This is a genomic window from Bradyrhizobium algeriense, assembly GCF_003062295.1.
Lineage (GTDB): Bacteria > Pseudomonadota > Alphaproteobacteria > Rhizobiales > Xanthobacteraceae > Bradyrhizobium > Bradyrhizobium algeriense.
In genome coordinates, this window is record NZ_PYCN01000016.1 from 47,969 (window position 1) to 70,137 (window position 22,169).

Annotated in this window: 24 protein-coding genes; 11 read left to right on the forward strand and 13 right to left on the reverse strand. The window is 63.1% G+C overall.

Features of this window, described 5'->3' with window-relative positions; translation table 11 throughout:
- The first annotated feature begins 102 nt into the window (after positions 1–102).
- From C7G61_RS26255 to C7G61_RS26270, 4 genes are all read left to right on the forward strand, one after another.
- Positions 103–1,008 carry a helix-turn-helix transcriptional regulator gene (locus C7G61_RS26255; RefSeq protein ID WP_108519578.1) on the forward strand — a complete coding sequence of 302 codons (906 nt, stop codon included), beginning with the start codon at positions 103–105 and terminating at the stop codon, positions 1,006–1,008.
- Between the two features lie 140 nt (positions 1,009–1,148).
- Positions 1,149–1,508, forward strand: a complete 360-nt coding sequence (locus C7G61_RS26260; protein WP_108519579.1) for a PilZ domain-containing protein — start codon at positions 1,149–1,151, stop codon at positions 1,506–1,508.
- A 25-nt stretch (positions 1,509–1,533) separates the two neighbouring features.
- The gene (locus tag C7G61_RS26265; protein WP_108519580.1) at positions 1,534–1,761 is read left to right on the forward strand and encodes a hypothetical protein; all 228 of its coding nucleotides are present in this window, start codon (positions 1,534–1,536) and stop codon (positions 1,759–1,761) included.
- 84 nt (positions 1,762–1,845) lie between these two features.
- Complete coding sequence (locus tag C7G61_RS26270; protein ID WP_108519581.1) at positions 1,846–2,388, forward strand: DEAD/DEAH box helicase family protein; 543 nt, start codon at positions 1,846–1,848, stop codon at positions 2,386–2,388.
- Here the strand turns inward: C7G61_RS26270 and C7G61_RS26275 are convergent.
- Entirely contained in the window at positions 2,369–3,160 is a 792-nt protein-coding gene (locus C7G61_RS26275) for an IclR family transcriptional regulator domain-containing protein (RefSeq protein ID WP_108519677.1), read from the reverse strand. The two genes, C7G61_RS26270 and C7G61_RS26275, sit on opposite strands and share 20 nt — an antisense overlap.
- 94 nt (positions 3,161–3,254) lie before the next feature.
- Between C7G61_RS26275 and C7G61_RS26280 the strand changes: the two genes are divergently transcribed.
- Positions 3,255–4,613, forward strand: a complete 1,359-nt coding sequence (locus C7G61_RS26280; protein ID WP_108519582.1) for an aromatic ring-hydroxylating dioxygenase subunit alpha — start codon at positions 3,255–3,257, stop codon at positions 4,611–4,613.
- 139 nt (positions 4,614–4,752) lie between these two features.
- Complete coding sequence (locus tag C7G61_RS26285; protein ID WP_108519583.1) at positions 4,753–6,189, forward strand: glutamine synthetase family protein; 1,437 nt, start codon at positions 4,753–4,755, stop codon at positions 6,187–6,189.
- 232 nt (positions 6,190–6,421) lie between these two features.
- Here C7G61_RS26285 and C7G61_RS26290 read toward each other — a convergent pair whose 3' ends face one another.
- The 7 genes from C7G61_RS26290 to C7G61_RS26320 form a co-directional block, all read right to left on the reverse strand.
- Positions 6,422–7,135, reverse strand: coding sequence for an ABC transporter ATP-binding protein (locus C7G61_RS26290; RefSeq protein ID WP_108519678.1), 714 nt, complete (start codon positions 7,133–7,135; stop codon positions 6,422–6,424).
- Positions 7,128–7,895, reverse strand: coding sequence for an ABC transporter ATP-binding protein (locus tag C7G61_RS26295; protein ID WP_108519584.1), 768 nt, complete (start codon positions 7,893–7,895; stop codon positions 7,128–7,130). Before C7G61_RS26295 ends, C7G61_RS26290 begins: the two co-directional genes overlap by 8 nt.
- The gene (locus C7G61_RS26300) at positions 7,888–8,835 is read right to left on the reverse strand and encodes a branched-chain amino acid ABC transporter permease (RefSeq protein WP_108519585.1); all 948 of its coding nucleotides are present in this window, start codon (positions 8,833–8,835) and stop codon (positions 7,888–7,890) included. Before C7G61_RS26300 ends, C7G61_RS26295 begins: the two co-directional genes overlap by 8 nt.
- Positions 8,832–9,749: a branched-chain amino acid ABC transporter permease gene (locus tag C7G61_RS26305; protein WP_108519586.1), complete on the reverse strand. Its 918-nt coding sequence runs from the start codon at positions 9,747–9,749 to the stop codon at positions 8,832–8,834. The genes C7G61_RS26300 and C7G61_RS26305 overlap by 4 nt, the downstream gene beginning before the upstream one ends.
- 147 nt (positions 9,750–9,896) lie before the next feature.
- Entirely contained in the window at positions 9,897–11,072 is a 1,176-nt protein-coding gene (locus tag C7G61_RS26310) for an ABC transporter substrate-binding protein (RefSeq protein WP_108519587.1), read from the reverse strand.
- 251 nt (positions 11,073–11,323) lie between these two features.
- Complete coding sequence (locus C7G61_RS26315) at positions 11,324–12,211, reverse strand: sigma-70 family RNA polymerase sigma factor (protein ID WP_108519588.1); 888 nt, start codon at positions 12,209–12,211, stop codon at positions 11,324–11,326.
- 20 nt (positions 12,212–12,231) lie between these two features.
- Positions 12,232–12,501, reverse strand: a complete 270-nt coding sequence (locus tag C7G61_RS26320) for a hypothetical protein (protein ID WP_420836796.1) — start codon at positions 12,499–12,501, stop codon at positions 12,232–12,234.
- Positions 12,502–12,751: 250 nt separating this feature from the next.
- Between C7G61_RS26320 and C7G61_RS26325 the strand changes: the two genes are divergently transcribed.
- A complete protein-coding gene (locus C7G61_RS26325) occupies positions 12,752–14,026 on the forward strand; it encodes an NAD(P)/FAD-dependent oxidoreductase (RefSeq protein WP_108519590.1) in 1,275 nt (424 codons plus the stop codon).
- A 3-nt stretch (positions 14,027–14,029) separates the two neighbouring features.
- Here C7G61_RS26325 and C7G61_RS26330 read toward each other — a convergent pair whose 3' ends face one another.
- The 4 genes from C7G61_RS26330 to C7G61_RS26345 all read right to left on the reverse strand — a co-directional run bounded on the left by C7G61_RS26330 (position 14,030) and on the right by C7G61_RS26345 (position 18,665).
- Positions 14,030–15,703 carry a tannase/feruloyl esterase family alpha/beta hydrolase gene (locus tag C7G61_RS26330; protein ID WP_420836797.1) on the reverse strand — a complete coding sequence of 558 codons (1,674 nt, stop codon included), beginning with the start codon at positions 15,701–15,703 and terminating at the stop codon, positions 14,030–14,032.
- A 92-nt stretch (positions 15,704–15,795) separates the two neighbouring features.
- Positions 15,796–17,010, reverse strand: a complete 1,215-nt coding sequence (locus tag C7G61_RS26335; protein WP_108519591.1) for an ABC transporter substrate-binding protein — start codon at positions 17,008–17,010, stop codon at positions 15,796–15,798.
- 85 nt (positions 17,011–17,095) lie between these two features.
- Complete coding sequence (locus C7G61_RS26340) at positions 17,096–17,419, reverse strand: 2Fe-2S iron-sulfur cluster-binding protein (protein WP_108519592.1); 324 nt, start codon at positions 17,417–17,419, stop codon at positions 17,096–17,098.
- A gap of 10 nt (positions 17,420–17,429) precedes the next feature.
- The gene (locus C7G61_RS26345) at positions 17,430–18,665 is read right to left on the reverse strand and encodes a cytochrome P450 (RefSeq protein WP_108519593.1); all 1,236 of its coding nucleotides are present in this window, start codon (positions 18,663–18,665) and stop codon (positions 17,430–17,432) included.
- 80 nt (positions 18,666–18,745) lie between these two features.
- Between C7G61_RS26345 and C7G61_RS26350 the strand changes: the two genes are divergently transcribed.
- Positions 18,746–19,276 carry a MarR family winged helix-turn-helix transcriptional regulator gene (locus tag C7G61_RS26350; RefSeq protein ID WP_108519594.1) on the forward strand — a complete coding sequence of 177 codons (531 nt, stop codon included), beginning with the start codon at positions 18,746–18,748 and terminating at the stop codon, positions 19,274–19,276.
- A 258-nt stretch (positions 19,277–19,534) separates the two neighbouring features.
- Here the strand turns inward: C7G61_RS26350 and C7G61_RS26355 are convergent, their stop codons facing one another.
- Complete coding sequence (locus tag C7G61_RS26355) at positions 19,535–20,722, reverse strand: ABC transporter substrate-binding protein (protein ID WP_108519595.1); 1,188 nt, start codon at positions 20,720–20,722, stop codon at positions 19,535–19,537.
- A 135-nt stretch (positions 20,723–20,857) separates the two neighbouring features.
- Between C7G61_RS26355 and C7G61_RS26360 the strand changes: the two genes are divergently transcribed.
- From C7G61_RS26360 to C7G61_RS26370, 3 genes are read left to right on the forward strand one after another with little or no spacing between them, the layout of a single operon-like run.
- The gene (locus tag C7G61_RS26360; RefSeq protein WP_190241988.1) at positions 20,858–21,373 is read left to right on the forward strand and encodes a MarR family winged helix-turn-helix transcriptional regulator; all 516 of its coding nucleotides are present in this window, start codon (positions 20,858–20,860) and stop codon (positions 21,371–21,373) included.
- Entirely contained in the window at positions 21,279–21,509 is a 231-nt protein-coding gene (locus tag C7G61_RS47520; RefSeq protein ID WP_108519597.1) for a hypothetical protein, read from the forward strand. The genes C7G61_RS26360 and C7G61_RS47520 overlap by 95 nt, the downstream gene beginning before the upstream one ends.
- Positions 21,506–21,964 (forward strand): hypothetical protein, encoded by a 459-nt coding sequence (locus C7G61_RS26370; protein WP_108519598.1) that lies wholly within the window; start codon positions 21,506–21,508, stop codon positions 21,962–21,964. The genes C7G61_RS47520 and C7G61_RS26370 overlap by 4 nt, the downstream gene beginning before the upstream one ends.
- The last annotated feature ends 205 nt before the right edge of the window (positions 21,965–22,169 follow it).

Genomic DNA, 22,169 nt, shown 5'->3' on the forward strand with positions numbered 1-22,169 from the left:
AATTATAATTCATACAAAGACACCGGCTGCGCTTGCTGTCAATCCTCATCGGCACTATGTTTCCGAAATCCGTTCACCAGCAGGTAAAGCCGAACGAGGGAAATGACCGAGGCCAGCGACCCCGAAACCGGCTTTCTCGAGCAGCTCGGCCAGCGTGTGCGCACCATGCGGGCGCTACGCGGCATGTCGCGAAAAGTGCTCGCCAAGGTGTCGGGAATTTCCGAGCGCTATATCGCGCAGCTCGAAAGCGGCAAGGGTAATGTCTCGATCGTGCTGCTGCGGCGCGTGTCGAACGCGATGGGCGCGCATCTCGAAGACCTCATCCCCGCAACCGAGCCGGCGCCCGACTGGGCCATCATCCGCGACCTCCTACGCAAGGCGACGCCCGCCCAGATCGCGCAGGCCAAGGACGCGCTCGCCGGCGGCGGCATATCGGCACAGCGGCGGATCTCGTTCGCCGGCATCGCCCTGATCGGCCTGCGCGGCGCCGGCAAATCCACCCTCGGCAGGATGCTGGCGAAGAAGATCGGCTGGAAGTTCGTCGAACTGAACAAGGAGGTCGAGGCGCAGAACGGATTATCCGTCGCCGAGATCATCGCGCTCTACGGCCAGGAAGGCTTTCGCCGCATGGAGCAGGCAGCGCTGACGCAGCTATTGGCGCGGAAAGAGTTGATGGTGCTGGCGACCGGCGGCGGCATCGTCTCCGAGCCGTTGACGTTCGACCTGATCCTGTCGTCGTTCTACACCATCTGGCTCAAGGCCGAGCCGGAAGAACACATGGCCCGCGTCCGCGGCCAGGGCGATCTGCGCCCGATGGCAGATGATCGCTCCGCGATGGCGGAGCTGCGCAACATCCTGGTCAGCCGCGAGCCGCTCTACGCCCGCGCCTCCGCCGTGGTCGACACCGCGGGGCTTTCGGTCGATGCGGCAGCGGCGCGGCTGAGCGATGCGGTAGCGCCGGTGCTGCACGACAAGCACGCGTTCGGCCTGCACAGCGCGGCGTCCTGATCTCCCTGCAATAACACTACCGCCTGTCGGGGCGGGCTCGGCTCGTAACCGCGTGACCGCGGTTAACCACGGCAGGAGTTTCGTGCAGCAACACACCTTTGAATTGTGTTACCAATCCGTTAATCGAATGGAGAGGAACCATGCTCGAGCGCCGTCAACTATCCAGAAAGCGCGTCTATTACGGCGGCCTCGTTACCTTCAACGGCCGCAATTCGACGATCGCCTGCGCCGTGCGCAACTTCAGCATGTTTGGCGCGAAGATCGAATTTGAGGGCGCGGGCCTCGTCCCCGACGAGGTGGACTTCGAAATCGAGCGCAAGGCAATCTCGTGTACGGCGCGCATGGTCTGGCGCAGCCGCGATGCGGCGGGCCTGGTGTTCGCCAATGTGCACGAGGACAGTGGCGTCGTTCCGCTACACTGGGCGCGCAAGCTGCGCGCCAGCGAGCGGGCCAACAGGCGGCTCCAGTCCCGCCTCGATCAGCTCCTTTCCGAATACTGAGTGCGGCCATGTCCGGTCGAACCGCATGAGCACGGTTGAAGGCGAAGACGCCCTCCTTGCTGTCGCCAAACCGCCGAAAGTCCGGCGGCGCCGGCTGCGTTCGATATTGCTGGTGTTGATGGCGCAGTACACGATCGTCGCGATGATCGTCGGCCTGTCGGTCGCCGGCATCCTTCGCTATGTCGTGACCCCGCAGATCGTCGCCAAGTTCGAAGCGATCGAAGCCGCACTCAAGCGCTTGCCCTCTCCATAAGGCGCCTGGACCGCCCAAGAATTGTTTCATGGCGCCGTAACTACCGGTTCCCGCGGACCAGACTTTTCGCGATACTGATGGCGCATGAAACTGCTTTTTCACCATGGGGCGCCCGCGGTCGGCAAGCTGACAGTTGCAAAGGCGCTGCTCCGGATTGTGCCGGGACGGCTGATGGACAATCACGCCGCCATCGATCTGGCGCTTACGATCTTCGACTTCGGCGCGCCCGGCTTCTGGGAGCTTGTCCATGACGTCAGATGTTCGGCGCTTGATGCTGCCGCCGAACATCGCGTGCCGCTGCTGGTCACAACCTTCTGCTATGCCGAACCTGACGACCGTGTGCAATTCGGGCAGTTCGAGGAGATCGTGCAACGGCGCGGCGCAAAATTGCTTCCGGTCTTCCTGCACTGCTCGCGCGAAGAAGCCTTGCGCAGGGTCGGCAATCCCGACCGCGTGACGCGGCGCAAGATAAGTTCAGGGGAGCACCTGATCCGGGAGCTCGACAACTACGACCTCACCGCCGTGCCGCGGCCCGATTGCCTCAAGCTGGATACGGAGGCGGTCCCGGCGGAATTGACCGCACACTACATCGCCAGCCATTTCGGGCTCACACCAGCATCGACTTGACCGAGGCCGCCGCCTCGCGCAATCGCGGCAGGAAGAATTCGACCATCTCGGCCGCGGACACGCGGTCGACATGCGCGCCCATGTTGATGGCGGCGACGATCGTACCGTCATAGCGGCGGACCGGGACGGAGATCGAGCGGAATCCGGGCTCGGCTTCGCGATCGACCAGCGAATAGCCCTGGGCACGATCGGCGATGATCGTTTTCAGCAGCAGCTTCTTGTCGGTCACCGTGAACGGCGTCAGCGGCGCAAGGTCCATCTTGTCGAGCGCCACGGCCAGTTCGTCGTCGGGCAATCGTGACAGCAGCACGCGGCCGACCGAGGTGCAGAACGCCGGCAGCCGGTAGCCGATATCGATGCCCGCAGAAAATATCCGCGTCGGGCTGGCACGGGCGATGAAGACGACGTCGTTGCCGTCGAGGATCGCCATCGACGAAATTTCCTGCGCCTCGCCCGACAGCCGGTCGAGCGCAGGCTGCAGCACCGAGACGACATGGTTGGAAGCGAGATAGCTTGAAGCCAGCACCAGCACGCGCGGCATCAGGCGGAACAGCTTGCCGTCGGTGGCGACAAAGCCGGCGCGTTCGAGCGTGAAGAGAATCCGCCGCGCGGTCGCGCGCGGCAGGTCGGCGGCCTTGGCGAGGTCGCTCAGCGTCATCGGCTGTCGGCTGCCGCCGAACACCTCCAGCACCCGCAGGCCGCGATCGAGGCTTTCGATGAAATCGGTCGCGCCGCGGTTGTCTGCGTCCCCCACGCGCTTAAGCTTCGGCATCGCTGCCTCCATAATCCGCTTGCCTAACGCTCAGCCTACGCTAAAATCGCACAGAAGTTCAATAGGCGAACAAATCTCCCGGAGACCTCTCGCCATGATGAGCCAGGAAGCGAACGACCTGATTACCCGCACCGGGCGCAAGGACCCCTGCGGCAAGCTGATGCGGATGTATTGGCAGCCGGCGGCGCTGGTCGATGAGCTGCAGGGGCCGCGGCCGGTTCGGCCGGTCAAACTGCTCGGCGAAAACCTCGTGCTGTTTCGCGACGAGGGAGGCCACTACGGCCTGATCGATCGCCACTGCGCACATCGCGGCGCCGACCTCGCCTTCGGCCGGCTGGAGAATGGCGGGCTGCGCTGCGCCTTCCATGGCTGGCTGTTCGACGTCTCAGGCCAATGCCTGGAAACGCCTGCGGAGCCGAAGGACTCAAAACTGTGCCAGGGCATCAAGCAGCGCTCGTATCCGGTGGTCGAGAAGAGCGGCATCCTCTGGGCATATTTGGGCGAAGGCGAACCACCGGCGTTTCCGGAGATCGACTGCTTCGTCGCGCCCGACAGCCATACGTTTGCGTTCAAGGGCCACATCAATTGCAACTGGCTGCAGGCGCTGGAAGTCGGTATCGATCCGGCGCACGCCTCGTTCCTGCACCGCTTCTTCGAGGACGAGGACACTTCCACTGCCTATGGCAAGCAGTTCCGCGGCGCTTCCGCCGGAAGCGATATGCCGATGACGAAGATTTTGCGCGAATACGACAACCCGATCATCAATGTCGAGCACACCGAATACGGGCTGCGGCTGATCGCGCTGCGCGAGATCGACGAGGAGCGGACGCATGTGCGCGTCACCAACCAGCTCTTCCCGCACGGCTTCGTGATTCCGATGAGCCAGGAGATGACGATCACGCAGTGGCACGTGCCGGTCGATGACGAGAACTGCTACTGGTATGCGATCTTCACCAGCTATTCCGCGCCGGTCGACAAGAAGAAGATGCGCGACCAGCGGCTCGAATTGTACGAGCTGCCGGATTACAAATCGCGCAAGAACAAGAGCAACGATTACGGTTTCGATCCGCACGAGCAGTTAACCGAGACCTATACCGGCATGGGGGTCGACATCAACGTCCACGACCAGTGGGCGGTGGAATCGATGGGCGCGATCCAGGACCGCACCAACGAGCATTTGGGCACCTCGGACAAGGCGATCGTGCAGTATCGCCGCCTGCTGCGGCAGGAAATCGAAAAGGTGGTCGGCGGCGAGAAGCCGTTCATGTTCCTGGACAGCGCGCATGCGCGCAGCATCCAGGGTCCGGCCACCATGGACGGCATCGGGCCGACGCGCGGCTGGGAAATCTACTGGATGGAAGTCGACGTCAAACGCCGCCGCGGCGCGCCGTGGGCGGCGCCGGTGCCGACCGAGATCGCCGGCAAGATCCGGGCTTTGTCGGCGGCGGAGTGATGGTCTCTCCCCGTCATTGCGAGCGCAGCGAAGCAATCCATGCCAACGCTTGCGGCACTATGGATTGCTTCGCTGCGCTCGCAATGACGGTCGATATAGCAATTTCAATTGTTCAATTCAGACTCGCGGGAGTGACGCGTTGAGTTTTGTGAAACGTCACGGGCTGTGGTCGAAAGAGCAGGAAGAGGCGGCTAGCCGCCTGCGCAAAATCGTCGAGGAGCAGAAGCTCGAAGTCGTCAGGCTGTCATTCCCCGACCAGCACGGCATCCTTCGCGGCAAGACGCTGGTGGCCAGCGAAGCGCTGGCGTCGCTGGAGAGCGGCTGCTCCATCACCACCACGATGCTGGCCAAGGACACCTCGCACAAGACGGTGTTCCCGGTGTTCACGGCCGGCGGCGGCTTCGGCATGAAGGAGATGGAGGGCGCCGCCGATGTGCTGATGGTGGCTGACCCAACCACGTTTCGCGTGCTGCCATGGGCACCGACCACCGGCTGGCTGCTGTGCGATCTCTATTTCAGCGACGGCCGCCCGGTGCCGTTCGCCACGCGCCATCTCTATCGCAAGGTGCTCGATCAACTGGGAAGCCGCGGCTACGATTTCGTCGCGGGCCTTGAGGTCGAATTCCATCTCTTCAAGCTCGACGACGCGCACATGGCGCCGGAGGATGCCGGCCAGCCCGGGCGCCCCCCTTCCGTGAGCCTGCTCTCGCACGGCTATCAATACCTGACCGAGCAGCGCTACGACCAGATGGAGCCGGCGCTGGAAATCATCCGGCGCGACGTGCTGGCGCTCGGCCTGCCCTTGCGGTCGGTCGAGGTCGAGTTCGGCCCGAGCCAGTGCGAATTCACCTTCCAGCCCACCAAGGGACTGACGCCCGCCGACAACATGGTGCTGTTTCGGTCCGCCGTGAAGCAGATCGCCCGCCGCCACGGTTATCACGCCACCTTCATGTGCCGGCCGAAACTGCCCAATGTATTTGCCTCCGGCTGGCACCTGCACCAATCGCTGGTGTCGCGCGCGAACGGTGAGAACGCGTTCATGACGAAGGCTGCCGGCGAAGCGCTGAGCGAGTTCGGCCAGGCCTATCTCGCAGGGTTGCTGGAGCACGCCCGCGCGTCCACCGTGTTCACGACCCCCACCATCAACGGCTACAAGCGCTACCGCTCCTACTCGCTGGCGCCGGACCGCGCGATATGGGGCCGCGACAACCGCGGCGTCATGATCCGCGTGCTCGGCGGCCCGGGCGATAGCGCAACGCGGCTGGAAAACCGCATCGGCGAGCCCGCGGCCAATCCCTATCTCTACATGGCCTCGCAGATTCTATCAGGACTTGATGGCGTCGATCGCAAGCTAGATCCGGGACCGTCGGCGGATACGCCATATGAGACCAAGGCTGCGCTGCTGCCGAAGAGTCTTCGCGAGGCGGTGTTCGCGCTGCAGGACGATCCGTTCTTTCGGCAGGCGCTGGGCGCGGAGTTCGTCGATTATTACGTCCACATCAAGAACGCGGAGATCGAGCGGTTTCAGGCCGAGGTGTCGGATTGGGAGCACCGCGAGTATTTCGAGATGTTTTGAGGGCCCCAAACCTCTCCGCTCGTCATTGCGAGAAGCGAAGCGACGAAGCAATCCATGCCCCAGCGAGCGGATAGATGGATGGCTTCGCTGCGCTCGCAATGACGGTGCGTAATCAAACACCCGTCATTCCGGGATGGTCCGAAGGACCAGACCCGGAATCTCGAGATTCTCCGATGCGCAATTGCGCATCGTAGTTCGATGCTAACGCATCGCCCCGGAATGACGGTCAGGCTCAAATCCCCAGATACCTGTGCTGCAGGTCCGGCTCCGCGATCAACTGCTCGCTCGTCCCCGTCCACACCGTCCGCCCGCGCTCGATGATGTAGTGGCGGTCGGCGATGCGGGAGAGGTTGGCGACGTTCTTGTCGATGACGAGCACCGATTGCCCGCGGCCCTTCAGCATCGACAGGCAGTTCCAGATTTCCTCGCGGATCAGCGGCGCGAGGCCTTCGGTGGCTTCGTCGAGGATCAGAAGTTTTGGATTCGTCATCAGCGCCCGGCCGATCGCCAGCATCTGCTGCTCGCCGCCCGACAGGGTCACGCCCATGTTGCCGCTTCGCTCGGCGAGCCGCGGAAACAGCGCGTGGATTTTGTCGATGGTCCAGGGATCGGGATTGCCCTGACGGTTGCCGGAAGCCGCGACCAGATTTTCGTACACCGTCAGGTTCGGAAAGATCTGGCGGCCTTCCGGCACCAGGCCGATGCCGAGTTTTGCAATCTTGTACGACGGCAGGCTGCGCACTTCCTCGCCGGCGAAGCGAACCTTGCCCGCGCGGGCCGGCGTCATGCCCATGATGGAACGGATGGTCGTGGTCTTGCCCATGCCGTTGCGGCCCATCAGGGCGACCATCTCGCCCGATTGAACCTTCAGCGACAGTCCGAACAGCACCTGACTGAGGCCGTAGCAGGTCTCGATGCCGTCGATTTCCAACAAGGTTTCAGCCATGACCGACCACCACATGCTGGTCGCCGAGATAGGCGCGCTTCACTTCCTCATTGCTCCGGATCGCGTCGGGATCGCCGGAGGCGATGACGCGGCCATAGACCAGCACCGTGATGCGGTCGGCGAGCGCGAACACCGCTTCCATGTCGTGTTCGACCAGCACGATCGTGACTTCCTTCCGCAGTTCCTTCAACAGCGCCACCATGCGCGCGGATTCGGTGACGCCGAGTCCGGCCATCGGCTCGTCGAGCAGCAGCAATTGCGGCTTTGTGGCAAGCGCCACCGCGAGCTCCAGCTCGCGCTGTTCGCCGTGGCTTAATTCGGACACCGGCACGTCGGCGCGTTTCGCAAGCCCTACCCGCGTTAGCGCCGCCTGCGCTGCGTCGCGCAGATGCCTCTCCTTGCGCGCGCTGCCCCAGAATCGGAACGAGTGTCCGTCATGCGCCTGGGCTGCGAGCGCGACATTGTCGGCGGCCGTGAAGTCCGGCAGCAGCGAGGTGATCTGGAACGAGCGCGCCAGGCCGAGCCGGCTGCGTTGATAGGACGGCAGCCGGGTGACGTCACGGCCGGCAAAATGAACCGTGCCGGAATTCGGCATCAATTGACCGGTCAACTGGCTGATCAGCGTGGTCTTGCCAGCCCCGTTGGGGCCGATGATGGCGTGCAGTTCGCCCGGCAACACGTCGAGCGATAGATTGTCGGTGGCCTTGATGCCACCAAAGCTGCGGACCAGGTTTTCGACGCGGAGCAAGGGTTCAGCCACGGCTCAACCTCCCGAGCACGCCCATGATGCCGCCGCGCGCGAACAGCACGATCAGCAGCAACAGCGGGCCCATGATCAACGCCCAGTATTCGGTGAATTGCGACAGGACTTCTTCCAGCAGGAGGAACACGATGGTGCCGAGCACCGGCCCGAACAGCGAGCCCATGCCGCCGAACACCACCATCACCATGAGTTCGCCCGAGCGGGTCCAATACATCCCGGCCGGGCTGATGAAGTCGGTATTGTTGGCAAGAAGTGCGCCGGCGAGGCCGCAGATCGTGCCGGAGATGACGAAACAGACGAGACGATATCTATTGGCATGAAAGCCGATTGCCTGCATGCGCTGCTCGTTGGAACGGACGCCCTGCACCACCATGCCGAAGCGCGAATTGATGATGCGCCAGATCAGATAGACTCCGCCGAACAGGCAGCCGAGGCAGAGGTAATAGAACTGCACGCGGTTCGACAAGTCGATCAGGCCGCCGAAAGTGCTGCGCTTGTAGATGGTGAGGCCGTCGTCGCCACCATAGCGCGAGAGACCCGAGGCGATGTAATAGGCCATCTGCGCGAAGGCGAGCGTGATCATGATGAAATAGACGCCGCGGGTGCGCAGACTGAGCGCGCCGATCACAAGCGCATACAGCGCCGACGCCGCCAGCGCCACCGGCCACTGGATGAAGCCGGAGCCGATGCCCTCATAGGCGAGGATGCCCACCGCATAGCCGCCGATGCCGAGATAGGCGGCATGGCCAAAACTCATCATGCCGCCATAGCCCATGATGAGGTTGAGGCTGGCGGCGGCGAGCGCAAAGATGACGATGCGGGTGAACAGCGTCAGGATGAAGATGTTGCCGGTCAGCGCCGAGTAAAGCGGCAGCAGCAGCAGGCCAAGCGCGACGAGCGCCACGACGACGTTACGGACGTTGAGTTGAGATTTCATCGCTTGGCGGCCGGAAACAGCCCCTCCGGCCGCACGACGAGCACAATCGCCATCAGCAGATAGATCAGCATCGAGGACAATGCGGGTGCCGCGGTGGAGGCTGCGGCGGAACTCAACACCATGCGCAGCAGATCCGGCAGGAAGGCACGCCCGAGCGTATCGATCATGCCGACGAAGATCGCGGCCAGAAATGCGCCGCGGATCGAGCCGATGCCGCCGATGACGATGACGACGAAGGCAAGGATGAGAATGTTCTCGCCCATGCCGATCTGCACGGTGAGGATCGGCGCCTGCATCAACCCGGCAAGGCCGGCGAGCGCGGCGCCTAACCCGAACACCAGCGTAAACAGCAGTTTGATGTTGATGCCGAGCGCGCCGATCATTTCGCGGTTCGAAGCGCCGGCGCGGATCAGCATGCCGATGCGGGTCCGCATGACGACGATATAAAGCAGCGCCGCGACCGCCAGCGCGACCACGATGATCGACAGCCGATAGGCCGGATAGAACACGCCGGGGACGATCTGCACCGGCACGGTCAGCCAGGCCGGCAGCGGCAGCGACAAGCCGGCCGGGCCCCAGATCAGCCGTACCGCGTCGTTGAAGAAAAGAATCAGCCCGAAGGTCGCCAGCACCTGGTCGAGATGGTCGCGGCCGTAGAGATGCCGGAGCGCGATGAATTCGAGCGCGATGCCCAGCAGCAACGTGGCGCCGAGCGCCAGCAGGATGCCGAGCACAAAACTGTTCGTCCAGGCCACGAAGGTGGCGGCGAAATAGGCGCCCATCATATAGAGCGAGCCGTGCGCCAGATTGACGAAATCCATGATGCCGAACACCAGCGTCAAGCCGGCTGCCAGCAAAAACAGCAGCAGGCCGAACTGCAGGCCGTTCAGCGATTGTTCTACGAGGACGAGCATGGATCCCTAAACTCTAGGCCTAACAAAACAGCGGCAGCACATCTGCGCCGCCGCCATTTTCTTGTTGGGCGGATGATCTGTCGCAAACCACCCCCGGGTCAAGCCCGAGGGCGTATCCGCGAGATCATGCACCGGCCATGCCAACCATCACTTCTTCATCGGACATTTGTCGGCGAAGCGGTCCTGGTCGTCCTTGACGATGGTGGCCACCGTCTTGAGCGCGAGCTGGCCGTCGGCGTCCTTGACCACGTCCTGCAGGTAGAAATTCTGGATCGGGATGTGGTTGTTGCCGTACTTGAACGGACCGCGCACCGACTTGAAGTTGGCCTTCTCCATCTCGGCCTTCATCTCGTCCTTCTTCGAGGTATCGCCCTTTACGGCGATAACCGCGCTGTTGATCAGGTTCGCGGCGTCATAGGACTGCGCGCCGTAGAAGGTCGGGCGCAGTCCAGTATACTTCTTGCGGTAGTCTTCGACGAACTTCTTGTTCTCGGCGTTCGGCAAATCGTTGACCCATTGCTGCGCGCCGGGAACGCCGAGCGCGTTTTCCTTTTGCAGCGGCAATGACAACTCGTCGATGGTGAAGGCCGTATAGAGCGGAATCTGCGCCTTGATGCCGGCCTGCGCATACTGATTGAGGAACTGCACGCCGGCAGCGCCCGGATAGAACACGAAGATCGACTCGGCCTTGGAGTTCTTGGCCTTGGTGAGTTCGGCGGAGAAGTCGAGCTGGCTCGGCCACACCGTGTATTCCTCGCCCACGACCTGGCCCTTGAACGTGCTCTTGACGCCGGCCAGCATGTCCTTGCCCGCCGCATAGTTCGGGCCGATCAGGAACACCGACTTGACGCCCTTCTGGTTCATGTAGGTGCCGACCGCCTGCGGGGTCTGATCGTTCTGCCAGGAGGTCGAGAACACGTAGGGCGAACAGAGTTCGCCGGCGAGCTGCGAGGGCCCGGCATTGGCCGAGATCAGGAAGGTTTTTGAATCGACCGCGGTCTTGAGCGAGGCCAGCAGCACGTTCGACCAGATATAGCCGGCAATGAAATCGACCTTGTCGGACTGGATCAGCTTTTCGGTCTTCTGCTTGCCCACATCAGGCTTCTGGCCGTCGTCCTCATAGATCACCTCGACGGGCTTGCCGCCCATCTTGCGGCCGAGATGGTCCAGCGCCAGCTCGAACGAGTTGCGCATGTCGTTGCCGATTACAGCGGTCGGGCCACTGAAGGTCGAAACAAAGCCGATCTTGATGGTATCGCCTGCGAACGCCGTCTGCGTCAGCGTCAAAACGGTTGCGCCCGCCAGCCAGAATGCCTTTTTCATAATCACTCCCCTCCTCGTTATCGAACCAGACCCGGTCGACCGGGCGACCGGGCTTGTCTCGCACGCCTCATTATCAGGTGAGGTATTTTGTGCGCGAAATCGCTGGTCTGCGGCAAGCATGAACCGCCGGCCCGGCTTTGGACCTTCGGCTCATGCCCCCGATGGCCTGCACCATAATTCGCGGATGGCAGGGATGGCAAGAACTATAGTTCCGGTTGCCGGGGCAACAATTGTCGCACGTGGCGAGCGGTTCAGACCGAATATTCCGCGCCGTCGATCGCGTACGCCGCATGGCGGAAATCACGGATGGTCGCGACCTTGCCGGCCGCCCATCCCAGCAGCATGAAGTATTTCGGGGCCCCATCAAGCTCGTTCGGGTCGAACACTAGAATAGCGGGATGTCCCTCCACCAGGCCCGGCACGAGACGCCAGTCGCTCACCTTGGCGTAATTGCCAAAATAGCGGGATACCTCGGCCTTGCCGTTCAAGCGGGACTTGCTGACGAGATCGAGCCGCACGTCGTCCGCGATCATCGCGCGGATCGCGTCGAAATCGCGCGCGTTGAAATGAGCGACATAGGCGCCGAGGCGCGCGCGATCGGCATCCGATAATCTCTGTTGCGGCGTGTCCTCCGGCTCATCGGCGATTTCGCGCAACTGCGTGCGGCCGCGATGCAGCGCGGCCTTGGCCGCCGGCAGGCTGCACGCCATGATTTCGCAGATCTCGTTAAGCGAGCAGCCGAGCACGTCCATCAGGATCACGCTTGAGCGCTGCGCCACCGGCAGGCGCATGAAGGTGCGCAAGGAGGTGGCGGCGATCTGGCGGCTCGCCACGGCATCGAGCTGGTCAACCATCATGTCCACCTCCTCCACCGATCGCAGCGCCTCCTGCCGGTGGCGCCGGCGCAGGAAATCCAGCGCCGTGTTGTGCGCGATCCGGAACAGCCAGCCCTCGGGATTGCCGATGTTGCCGGCGGCGGCATGCGCCTCCACCGCCTTGATCAGCGCGTCCTGCAGCACATCCTCGCCGTCGATGACCGAGCCGACCATGCGCGCGCAATAGCGATGCAGCCTTGGCCGCATCGCGACCAGCAGGCGTTCGATGTCGAAAGCGGCGGACGACTCGGGCACAACTGTCATTCTGCCTCCGGCAAGCGGGTTCAGTTCTCGCCCAGCATGCGATAATTGCCGACGACGGTGGCGCCCTTAGGCAGCGGCGGTTCGACGCAACGCTCCCGAATGCCGTTCTGGAATGCCGCGAACGCCGGCAGCTTCGGCAACGGGCTCGCGCCGTCATCGGCGGCGGTCTCGACGACGTGGATGAAGGTGTCGTCCTCCAGCCGCAGCGACATATAACGCAGGCCTTCCGGCTGCGCCGCCTTCAGTTCCGCAAACACCGCCGCGACCAGTTCGGCATTCCTGTCGGTCATTTCCGGCTTTGTCCTGTATCTTACCACGGTCCGTCGCATGGGCTTCTCCTCGTTGGCGGCTGCAAAGGCAGCGCTTCGATCCCAAGGACGTTTGGAACCAGCCAAAGGATGCGGGCCCGGAAAATCTTTTTGGGGCCTGTGCGCGATATGCTTTCGCTATCGATCGATTAGCAATCGCGTCTTGGACCGGAGGCGCAAAATGGCTACATAATCCAATGTGTTGAATGATCCGAAACCGGGGTTGCATGCCATGACGACAGCGCCGAAACAGCCCCATCACGTGGTGATCGTCGGCGCCGGTTTCGGCGGGCTGGAAGCAGCCTTCGGCCTCGCCGGTGCGCCGGTCAGGATCACGCTGATCGACCGCCGCAACCATCATCTGTTCCAGCCGCTGCTCTACCAGGTCGCAACTGCTTCGCTGGCGACGTCGGAAATCGCCTGGCCGATCCGCTATTTGCTGCGCGGACGCAAGGAGGTGACGACGCTGTTCGCAAATGTCAGCGGCGTCGATGCTGCGGGCAAGCGCGTGCTGCTCGAAGACGGCGAAGCACTGTCCTACGACACGCTGGTGCTCGCCACCGGCGCCCGCCACGCCTATTTCGGCCATGACGAATGGGAGCCGTTCGCGCCGGGCCTGAAAACGCTGGAGGACGCCACCACGCTCAGACGCCGCATCCTCGTCGCCTTCGAGCGCGCCGAGCGCGAGACCGACCCGGCGCGGCGCGCGGCGCTGTTGACCTTCGTCATCATCGGCGCCGGCCCGACCGGCGTCGAAATGGCGGGAACCATCGCCGACCTCGCCAAGGACACGCTGCCGCCGGATTTTCGCAACATCGATACTCACAAGACCCGCGTTGTCCTGATCGAGGCCGGCCCGCGCGTGCTTGCAGGATTTCCCGAGGATCTTTCCGCCTATGCGCTGCGCTCGCTGGAGGAACTCGGCGTCGAGGTCGTGCTGGGGCAGCCGGTCACCGATTGTGCCATCGATGGTGTCGTCTATGGCGGCAACAAGCTGGAAGCCCGAACCATCGTCTGGGCCGCCGGCGTGCGCGCCTCGCGCGCGGCAGAATGGCTGAACGCGCCCGCCGATCGCGCCTACCGCTTGAAGGTCGAGCCAGATCTTACCGTGCCCGGCCATCCCGACATCTTTGCCGTCGGCGACACCGTGACCATCGCCGGCCCCGACGGCAATCCGGTGCCGGGTATCGCGCCGGCGGCGAAACAGCAGGGACGCTACGTGGCGGCGCTGATCAAGGCGCGGCTCGGCGGCGGCACGCTGCCGCCGTTCCGCTACAAGCATGCCGGCAGCCTCGCGCAGATCGGCAAGAAAAAGGCGGTGATCGATTTCGGCCGTATCAAGCTGCGTGGCAATCTCGCCTGGTGGATCTGGGGCATCGCCCACATCTACTTCCTGATCGGCCTGCGCAACCGGCTCAGCGTCGCGCTGAGCTGGCTGTGGATCCACGCCCGCGATCAACGCGCCGCCCGGCTGATCACGCAAGGCTCGAGCAAGGTCACGGGATAAAGTTCACGGCGCGCAGGCAAAACTCGCCGCGCGATTGACCTCTCCCGATTTGTAATGCGGCCATGCCGGCCACTGGCACAAGGGAAGCGCGCGCGTCGTTTCGAACTCCGGCGCTTCGACCTTCTGCTCGGTCACCTCGAGATCGCCGGGCGCCTTGCCATTCTCGACCCAGTCGACCAGCACCGCCAGCATGTCGACATTGGCAGGCGCACCGGAGCCGACGTGATCGACGCCGGGCGCCGTGTAGAGCCGGGCGAACTCGGCCGTCTTCTCCTTGCCCAGCGTGCGCTGCACGTTTTCGAAGTAGCGGATTCCCGCATACGGGCTCTGGGCGTAGTCGGCCATGTTCTCGAGAATCACGAGCTTGCCGCCGCGCGCGGCAAAGCGGCTGAGGTCCGGATTGGTCGAGTCCATCAACCGCGAGACCTGAAGCAGGCGCTCCTTGTGCTCTTCAGGCCTGTACGTCGTGACGTCGAGCTTCGGGTCGCGCGCAAAGACATACTGGATGCCACCCGCGCCATAGATCCAGGCGATGCCGTTGGTCGGCACCGGCGGCTGCGCCGGAGCCGCCTTGCCGAGCCACCAGGAGATCCAGCCGCCGGTCGGACCGAAGGCGGGCGTGTTTTCGCCCGAGACGCCCCAGCCCGGATAATCATCAAGGCCATTCTCCAATGCGAACGGGAATTTGTAGGTCGAATGCAGCGTCTTGATCGCCGCGATCTGCGACTCGGTCAGGCACGCGCCGCTCTGGCCCGCCGCGCAACGCAGCGCTTCCGGCTGGAACTTCGCCTTGCAGCCGGCCGGGTCCAGAACGAGCAGATCCTCGGCGCCGTCGGCCTTGTCGCAAGCCTGCAGCACCGCCTTGGCCACGAGTTCGACTTGCGCGGGGCGGATCCAGCCTTCACCCATCGTTGCCAACCCCGCCCGCGTCCCGGCATGCTGCAATCCGACCCAGTTGATGACGGGCACGCGGGCAAAGATGCCGTCAAAATCATCGGGATAGCGCTGCGCCATCGTGAGCGCCTCGCGGCCGCCTTCCGACGATCCCATGAAGTACAGTTTGGCGGGAGGGTTGCCGTAGGCGCGCACCATCAGGGCGACGGCGGCGTCCCGCACGCGTTTGTAGGACCGATGCGCGAAATTCTCGAACGCTTCCTCGTTGAGCGCAAACACCTGCGGCGGCTCGCCCGGCCTGGTCTCGTGGCCGGAATCCGTGCCATAGGTGACAAAACCGCGCGCCAGCGGCGAAGGCGTGCCGAACGGATAGGCCGGCGGCAAAGCAAGCCCGGTGATCAGCACGCCGTTGAAGCCGCCGCCGCCATATTGCAGCGAGCGGCCGTTCCACTCGATCGGGAGGTTTACCTGGAATTTGATCGGCGGCGCCTTGGGATCGGACGGTGCGATCTGGCCGAGCACCTTGCAGAATTCCGGATTGGCCGGCGTGACGCGCGCTGCCGGCGTCGGCCCCCTTTCGGCGACGGCGAGTGGTGTCGGCGTTATGATGGAGGCGGAGTCGATCCGGACGGCATTATCGGCCGGTCGGATAAGGCCGCTGCACGTCGCCGCCGGATCGCCGGTCATCTTCGCGGCCATCGCATCCGCACTAAAGAGCGAGGTCGCAGCGAGCAGCGAGGCCAACTGAGTCCACGCGCGCAGATCGAACTTGAAGTGTTGCATCGTTTCCCCCGCTATCGTCTTGCAGCCGCGTTTTGGGCCGGCTGTCAGGCTTACAATGGTTCGCGCCACGCGGACGTCAATCGAAATAAGCCTCACTTCACCAGCGAGCAGCCGCCGTCCGCAAGCGGGCGGAACGCCTGGTCGGCTGGAATGGTCGAGACCAGCTTGTAGTAGTCGTAAGGGTATTTCGACTCTTGCGGCTTCTTCACCTCGAACAGGTACATCGGGTGAATGACGCGACCGTCCTGGCGGATAGTGACGTCGCCGAACAATTTGTCCTTGCCCTTGAACTTCTTCATCTGCGGCACCGCGTCCTTGGCATGGTCGCTGCCGGTCGCCGCCACCGCGTTGAGATAGGCCAGCGTGGAACCATAGACGCCGGCCTGGTTGCCGCTCGGCATCTTGCCGTTCACGCCCGGCCGCGCCGCGAAGCGTTTTGCAAACGCGCGGGTGTCATCGTCCATGTCCCAGTAGAACGCCTCGAACAATTGCAGGCCCTGGCCGACCTTCAGCCCCATGCCGTGGACGTCGTTGATGAACAGCAGGAACGCCACCATGGTCTGGCCGCTTTGCTGAAGACCGAACTCCGCCGCCTGCTTCACCGCGTTGACGGTGTCGCCGCCGGCGTTAGCGAGCCCGATCACCTTGGCCTTGGAATTCTGCGCCTGCAGCAGAAGCGAAGCAAAATCCGCCGTGTTGAGCGGATGCTTGGCCGAGCCCAGCACCTTGCCGCCGTGCTTTTCGATGTAGTTGGTGGCCTCGGCCTCGATGCCCTGGCCGAGCGCAAAATTCACCGTGATGAAGTACCATTCCTTGCCGCCGCGCGCCATCATCGCCGCCGCAGTGGAGTTGCCGGTCGCCCAGGCGTCGTTGACCCACTGGATGGTGTTCGGCGAACAGGCCTTGCCGGTCAGGTCGGAGCTCGCGGTCGATGACGCGAGGAACGTCATGCGGCTGTCGCGCAGCAGCGAATTGATGGTGAGGCCGACAGCGGAATTCGGTACGTCGACCACGGCATCGACGCCGTCGACATCGAGCCATTTGCGCACGATCGCCGATCCCACGTCGGCCTTGTTCTGGTGATCGGCATAGACGATCTCGACCTTGATGTTCTTGCCGCCGCCGTTGAAATCTTCCACCGCCATGCGCGCGGCTTCCACCGAGCCCATGCCGTTGGTGTCCTGGAAGATCCCGGAGATGTCGTTGAGCACGCCGACGCGCACGACGTTGTCTGATATCTCCGCACGCGCCGCGCCCCATGTCACGCATGACAAGGCGAGCGCCAGACCGAACCTGCAAACCTTCATTGTTTTCTCCCTTTGGAATTCGATTTTGAGCTTCCCGGACTTCGCCGGGTTTGATTTCACTGCGCGATATCGGACGATGTCGCTGTTACAATTGCCGGTCCGGCAGGCTGAGGACCAAGCCATCGAGATCGGCGGCGAACTTGATCTGGCAGGACAGGCGGCTGTTGGTCCGCCGTTCGGCGGCGGCGCCGTCCAGCAGCGCGTCCTCGTCGCCGCCCATGGCCGGCAGACGGGCGAGCCAGGCCTCGTCGACATAGACATGGCAGGTCGCGCACATGGCGTTGCCACCGCATTCCGCCAGGATTCCGTTGATGTCCTGCCGCGTCGCGGCCTGCATGGCGCTTTCGCCCGCGCTCGCCTCGATGTTCTGCCGGCGGCCGTCGGGATGGATGAAGGTGATGCTTGGCATGAGCGGTCCGTCAGGCCGGAGAAATCGTAATGGGAAGGCTTTCGAGGCCGCGCAGCGTGTTGTTGTAGCGGCGCTTCACCGGACCGGTGATCGCGATGGTCGCGACCTTGCGCGCGATCGCGGCCAGCATCACCTCGCCTTCGACACGCGCGAGAAGCTGGCCGACGCACATATGGATGCCCGAGCCGAACCCGACATGGCCCGAGGTACGGCGGGTGACGTCGTAGCTATCAGGGTTTTCCCAGCGCCGCGGATCGCGGTTGGCGGCGCCGAGGAACATCAGCACCTTCTCGCCTTCGCCGATGCGATGGCCCGCGAGTTCGACTTCCCGTGTCGTGGTGCGGAAGAAGGTCTGCACCGGGCTTTCGTAGCGGATCGCCTCTTCGAACGCATTGCGCGCCAGCGCTAGATCGCTGCGCAGCCGCACGAACTGATCGGGGAAGCGCGCCAGGCAATAGACCGCGGCGCCGATTCCATTGACAGTGGTGTCGAGGCCTGCCGAAAGCAGCGAGCGCACCAATAGCGGCGCCTCTTCCGGCGTGATGTCGCCGGCGTCGGCGCGGGCATGGACACAGGCGCCGAATCCGCCGGGCGCGAGATTTTCGCGCTGGCACTGCGCGGCGACATAGGCCTGGTGCGGCGCCGAGCGTTCGATCGCCTCCTGGCGCAACTGGTTCGGCGGCCCGAAGGAGTTGAACACCAGGCTCGCGTAAGGCAGCAGGTTCTCGCGTCCCTCCTGCTTCAGGCCCATCGCATCGGGAAACACCGAGAGCGGATAGGCCTCCGCAAGATCGGCAACCGCGTCGAAACTTCCACGCGCCAGCAATTCGTCGACCTTGGCGGCGGCCATCGCCGTGAAATGTTCGCGCACCCCTTTCATCGCCGTCGGCGACAGCACCTGACTTAGCACCGCCCGCGTCCTGGTATGCGCCGGAGGGTCCGCCTCCAGGATGATGCTTTGCGGGCGCCACGGCTTCTCCTTGGCGAAATCGCTCAGGCCCACGCCGCGGCTCGAACAGAAAGTCAGGGGATCGTTGAGAACGGCATGCACCTCCGCATAGCGCGCCACGCCATAGACGCCCCATTTGTCGAGCCATACCAGCGGCCCGGCCTCGCGGAGGGTGTCGTGGATCGCGTGCGGATCCTCGAAAAACTCGTTCGAGAACGGGTCCACGTCCAGGCTTGGCACACCGGCCGGTGCGCCCCGCTCCGGGGTTACAGAATCTGTGCGGGAGGTCGCGCTCATGTGGGTCTCCTGCATAATGTTCTTGCAGAGGGGTGTGCGCAGTCTCTATGTCTGGGATGCTGGAGCGGCTTCGGAAGAGCATGAGCAGGAACAGACAGGCGCGCGCGCCCCGCGCGGGCACGGCAGGCAGGAGCGGACGCGCCGAACAGGTGCTCGACCTCGACCGCTACGTTCCCGCGCTCATCACCTTCATCGCCAACAAATTGTCGCGCAGCGCGACCGTGGTCTATCAGAAGCGCTTTGGCGTCAACGTCACGGAATGGCGGATCCTGTCGCTGCTGGCGATCGAGCCGGAAATTTCGGCGGCCCGCATCTGCCACGTGATCGGTTTCGACAAGGGACCGGTCAGCAGAACCTTGGCAGGAATGGAGGAGCGCGGGCTGGTCAGCATCAGGGCCGACCGGCAGGACGGGCGCACCCATTCGATCTCGCTGACCGCGAAGGGATTTACCACCCACGACCAGGTCATCGCGGTCGCGCTCGAACGCGAACGCCGCCTGCTCTCCTGCCTGAGCAAGCCGGAGCGGGAAACCCTGATCGGGCTGCTGCTGCGGGTTCACGGCAATCTCGATGCCGTAAAAGGCGCGGGCGAAATCAACGACCGGGACTGAGCGGAACGCGTCGGCCACGCCGCGCTGAACGATGACGACGCCATCGTGCTGCGCACGCAGTACCGCACTGCGTCGTGACGATCCGACACGCCCAAACATCCGTTTCTCCCTGCGCGGCCCGGCACTCTCGGTGCTCTGCGATCGGCCGCTTGTCGAAAAAAGGCTCGCACAAATTAGTTGCCTTGGCAACATAAACGGCAGGCCTCGACGATCGATTTTCGGCTGCTGCCGGTTCCTGCCGGCAGCAAGCTGATCAGGTCATTTCTTGACCAGCGGGCAGTTGCCCTCGCTTTCGGGGCGAAACGCCTGATCGCCCGGAATTGTCGCAACGACCTTGAGCAGATCCCATTTCGACGTGGATTCGTCGGGCTTCTTCACCTCGAGCAAGTAGAACGGATGAACCTTTCGGCCATCGCTGCGGATGGTTCCCTTGCCAAACAGCGGATCGTCGGTCGGCATCGCCTTCATCGCCGCGACCACGGCCTTTCCATCGGCAGCGCCGCCGGCCTTGTCGACGGCCTTCAGGTAATGCAGCACGGATGCGTAGACGCCGGCCTGCATGTCGTTGGGATAATTGTTCTGCGGATGGCGCTGGGCAAAGCGCTTGGCGAAGGCGCGCGTGCCGTCGTTCAAATCCCAGTAGAACGGATTCATGATCTGCGCGCCCTGCGCCGCCTTCAGGCCGAGCGCGGGAATGCCGTTCATGCCGAGAATCAGCCCGACCAGCTTCTGCTTTTTTGTCAGCCCGAACTCTGCCGCCTGCTTGATCGAGGTGATGGTGTCATCGCCGGCATTCGCCACGCCGACGATATCGGCGCCCGAGGCCTGCGCCTGCAGCAGGAAGGAGGCGTAATCGGCGGTGCCGAGCGGATGGCGCACGGCGCCGAGCACTTCGCCCCCCGAGGCCTTGACGCCTTCCATCGCCTGCTTCTCCAGGTCATGGCCGAAGGCATAATCGGCGGTCAGGAAGAACCATTTCTTGCCGCCCTGGGCGACCACGGCTTTGCCGAGGCCGCGGCCATAGGCGTAGGTGTCGTAGGTCCAATGCACGGTATTCGGCGTGCACTTTTCGCCGGTGAGAAGCGCGGTTCCGGCGCCGGAGCCGATGAAGACCTTGTTCTTCTGCTCGCTCATATTGGCGACCGCGAGCGCGATCGCCGAGTTCGGCAGATCGAAGATCGCGTCGATGTTTTCGGTGTCGTACCAGCGCCGCGCGATGCCGACGCCTGTGTCGGTCTTGTTCTGATGATCGGCGGTGATGACGTCGACGGGCTTGCCGGCGGCCTTGCCGCCATAATCCTCCACTGCCATTTGCGCTGATATGACCGAGCCTACGCCCTGATAGGTCGAAAACACGCCCGACTGGTCGTTAAGCACGCCGATCCGGACGCGATCCTGGCCCTGCGCTGCGCCGGCAAACATGCCGCCGAGCGCGGCAACGAACATTCCTGTGCGAAAAAGCTGTCGCATCGTTCCCTCCTGGATGAAAAAGGCGGCCTTTGCGACCACTTCGAAATTGCTTATAACTTATAAGCATTTTGAGGATTGTCAATTCACGGGATGACGTGCGAGCTATTGCCCATGGGAAGAATCGCCAAAGTTTCGACGCGCAAGGGCAACGGGGCCGGCAGACCGGCCGAGCCGGGCGCGGGCCGAGAACTGGATCTCACCGCGCTACAGCAGACCCCGGGATTCATGATCCGGATCCTGCAGTTGCAGAATTTCGAGGCGTTTTATCCGTATTTCGAAGCGCTAAAACTCTCGCCGCTCGAATACGCCATCCTCGTCGCGGTGCGCGACAACAGGACAGTGACGCAGAGCGAACTTGCCGGCGTGCTGAAAATGCAGCTGCCCAATTTGGTAAAAATCCTGTCGCGGATGGAGGAGACCGGAGTTTTGAAGCGTAGGCGGTCCACGCGGGACAAGCGGGCGGTCGAGCTCAGCCTCAGCGCGGCGGGCGAAAAGCGCGCCGACGAGGCCAGCCGGCTCGGCGAGCGTTTCAATGCACAGACGCTTTCCGCACTCAGCAAGCCCGAGCAGGCCGCCTTTCTCCAGATGCTGGTGCGGCTGGTCGACGCGCACAAGAACGGATTATGAGGGCGCGAACGCGTCTTGCAACGCGCGAGCAATAGCCCGCGGCAAACGACAGGTCGAGGACTATCGAAAGGAGCTTGAGTCCATGACTGGTGAGACCTGGAATTCAGTTGTTGACGTCTATCGAGCTGGCAAATGATGACAGGTCAAGAGTTCAGTAAGGGCCTGTTCGGGGCTCTGCAGCAGCATGGTTTCGCCCGGCGTGGAAGTCTGATGTGGCTTCCGGGAGAGGCGACTATAACCCTCGTTGGAGTCCAGAAGGGATTTGGCGAACAATGGTTCGTCAACGAGGGGTTCTGGCTGAAGCAACTAGGTCGGGATGAACCCGATCGGATAGAGCAGTCGCATATGTATTTTAGGCTTGAGAGGCTATTTCCGCAGTATAGGGAATTTATTCTAAAGGCAGGCGATCTGGCCGCTGAGGAGCAGCTAAGCGCATATCAAAGATTTCTTAGGGTGCTGGTCGATGAAATCGCGGGCGATCTAAAGCAGCTCGGGACAACTGAGGGGCTCGTCGACGCATATCACGCGGGTAGATTAACTGTGGGCCTTATGACGAAGGCAGCCAAGGAATTGCTAGCGAGCACTACGTGATGCCCCGAATTGTCGCCGATCCAGCGCCAGCCAGCGTCACAGCGTCGGGCGCGGATCGGCGACAGTGTTATGAACTCTGGCACGCGCAGATCATCCTTTGCCTACAAATCTGCATCGAGATTGCTGAACCAGGGAGGCAATCGAGCCAAACACCTCGGCGCTTCGACTGCAAAGCGACTACGGGTATGACGCCTTTGGCAACAAG

Excerpts from the sequence above, each read along its gene's own strand:
- C7G61_RS26340 (WP_108519592.1), bottom strand. The coding sequence starts at position 17,419 with ATGCCAAGCATCACCTTCATCCATCCCGACGGCCGCCGGCAGAACATC.
- C7G61_RS26300 (WP_108519585.1), bottom strand. The coding sequence starts at position 8,835 with ATGAAATCTCAACTCAACGTCCGTAACGTCGTCGTGGCGCTCGTCGCG.
- C7G61_RS26265 (WP_108519580.1), top strand. The coding sequence starts at position 1,534 with ATGAGCACGGTTGAAGGCGAAGACGCCCTCCTTGCTGTCGCCAAACCG.
- C7G61_RS26270 (WP_108519581.1), top strand. The coding sequence starts at position 1,846 with ATGAAACTGCTTTTTCACCATGGGGCGCCCGCGGTCGGCAAGCTGACA.
- C7G61_RS26260 (WP_108519579.1), top strand. The coding sequence starts at position 1,149 with ATGCTCGAGCGCCGTCAACTATCCAGAAAGCGCGTCTATTACGGCGGC.
- C7G61_RS26335 (WP_108519591.1), bottom strand. The coding sequence starts at position 17,010 with ATGAAGGTTTGCAGGTTCGGTCTGGCGCTCGCCTTGTCATGCGTGACA.
- C7G61_RS26315 (WP_108519588.1), bottom strand. The coding sequence starts at position 12,211 with ATGACAGTTGTGCCCGAGTCGTCCGCCGCTTTCGACATCGAACGCCTG.
- C7G61_RS26305 (WP_108519586.1), bottom strand. The coding sequence starts at position 9,749 with ATGCTCGTCCTCGTAGAACAATCGCTGAACGGCCTGCAGTTCGGCCTG.
- C7G61_RS26275 (WP_108519677.1), bottom strand. The coding sequence starts at position 3,160 with ATGCCGAAGCTTAAGCGCGTGGGGGACGCAGACAACCGCGGCGCGACC.
- C7G61_RS26370 (WP_108519598.1), top strand. The coding sequence starts at position 21,506 with ATGATGACAGGTCAAGAGTTCAGTAAGGGCCTGTTCGGGGCTCTGCAG.
- C7G61_RS26345 (WP_108519593.1), bottom strand. The coding sequence starts at position 18,665 with ATGAGCGCGACCTCCCGCACAGATTCTGTAACCCCGGAGCGGGGCGCA.
- C7G61_RS26280 (WP_108519582.1), top strand. The coding sequence starts at position 3,255 with ATGATGAGCCAGGAAGCGAACGACCTGATTACCCGCACCGGGCGCAAG.
- C7G61_RS26325 (WP_108519590.1), top strand. The coding sequence starts at position 12,752 with ATGACGACAGCGCCGAAACAGCCCCATCACGTGGTGATCGTCGGCGCC.
- C7G61_RS26290 (WP_108519678.1), bottom strand. The coding sequence starts at position 7,135 with ATGGCTGAAACCTTGTTGGAAATCGACGGCATCGAGACCTGCTACGGC.
- C7G61_RS26355 (WP_108519595.1), bottom strand. The coding sequence starts at position 20,722 with ATGTTCGTTGCCGCGCTCGGCGGCATGTTTGCCGGCGCAGCGCAGGGC.
- C7G61_RS47520 (WP_108519597.1), top strand. The coding sequence starts at position 21,279 with ATGCACAGACGCTTTCCGCACTCAGCAAGCCCGAGCAGGCCGCCTTTC.
- C7G61_RS26330 (WP_420836797.1), bottom strand. The coding sequence starts at position 15,703 with ATGCAACACTTCAAGTTCGATCTGCGCGCGTGGACTCAGTTGGCCTCG.
- C7G61_RS26320 (WP_420836796.1), bottom strand. The coding sequence starts at position 12,501 with ATGACCGACAGGAATGCCGAACTGGTCGCGGCGGTGTTTGCGGAACTG.
- C7G61_RS26255 (WP_108519578.1), top strand. The coding sequence starts at position 103 with ATGACCGAGGCCAGCGACCCCGAAACCGGCTTTCTCGAGCAGCTCGGC.
- C7G61_RS26310 (WP_108519587.1), bottom strand. The coding sequence starts at position 11,072 with ATGAAAAAGGCATTCTGGCTGGCGGGCGCAACCGTTTTGACGCTGACG.
- C7G61_RS26350 (WP_108519594.1), top strand. The coding sequence starts at position 18,746 with ATGAGCAGGAACAGACAGGCGCGCGCGCCCCGCGCGGGCACGGCAGGC.
- C7G61_RS26360 (WP_190241988.1), top strand. The coding sequence starts at position 20,858 with ATGGGAAGAATCGCCAAAGTTTCGACGCGCAAGGGCAACGGGGCCGGC.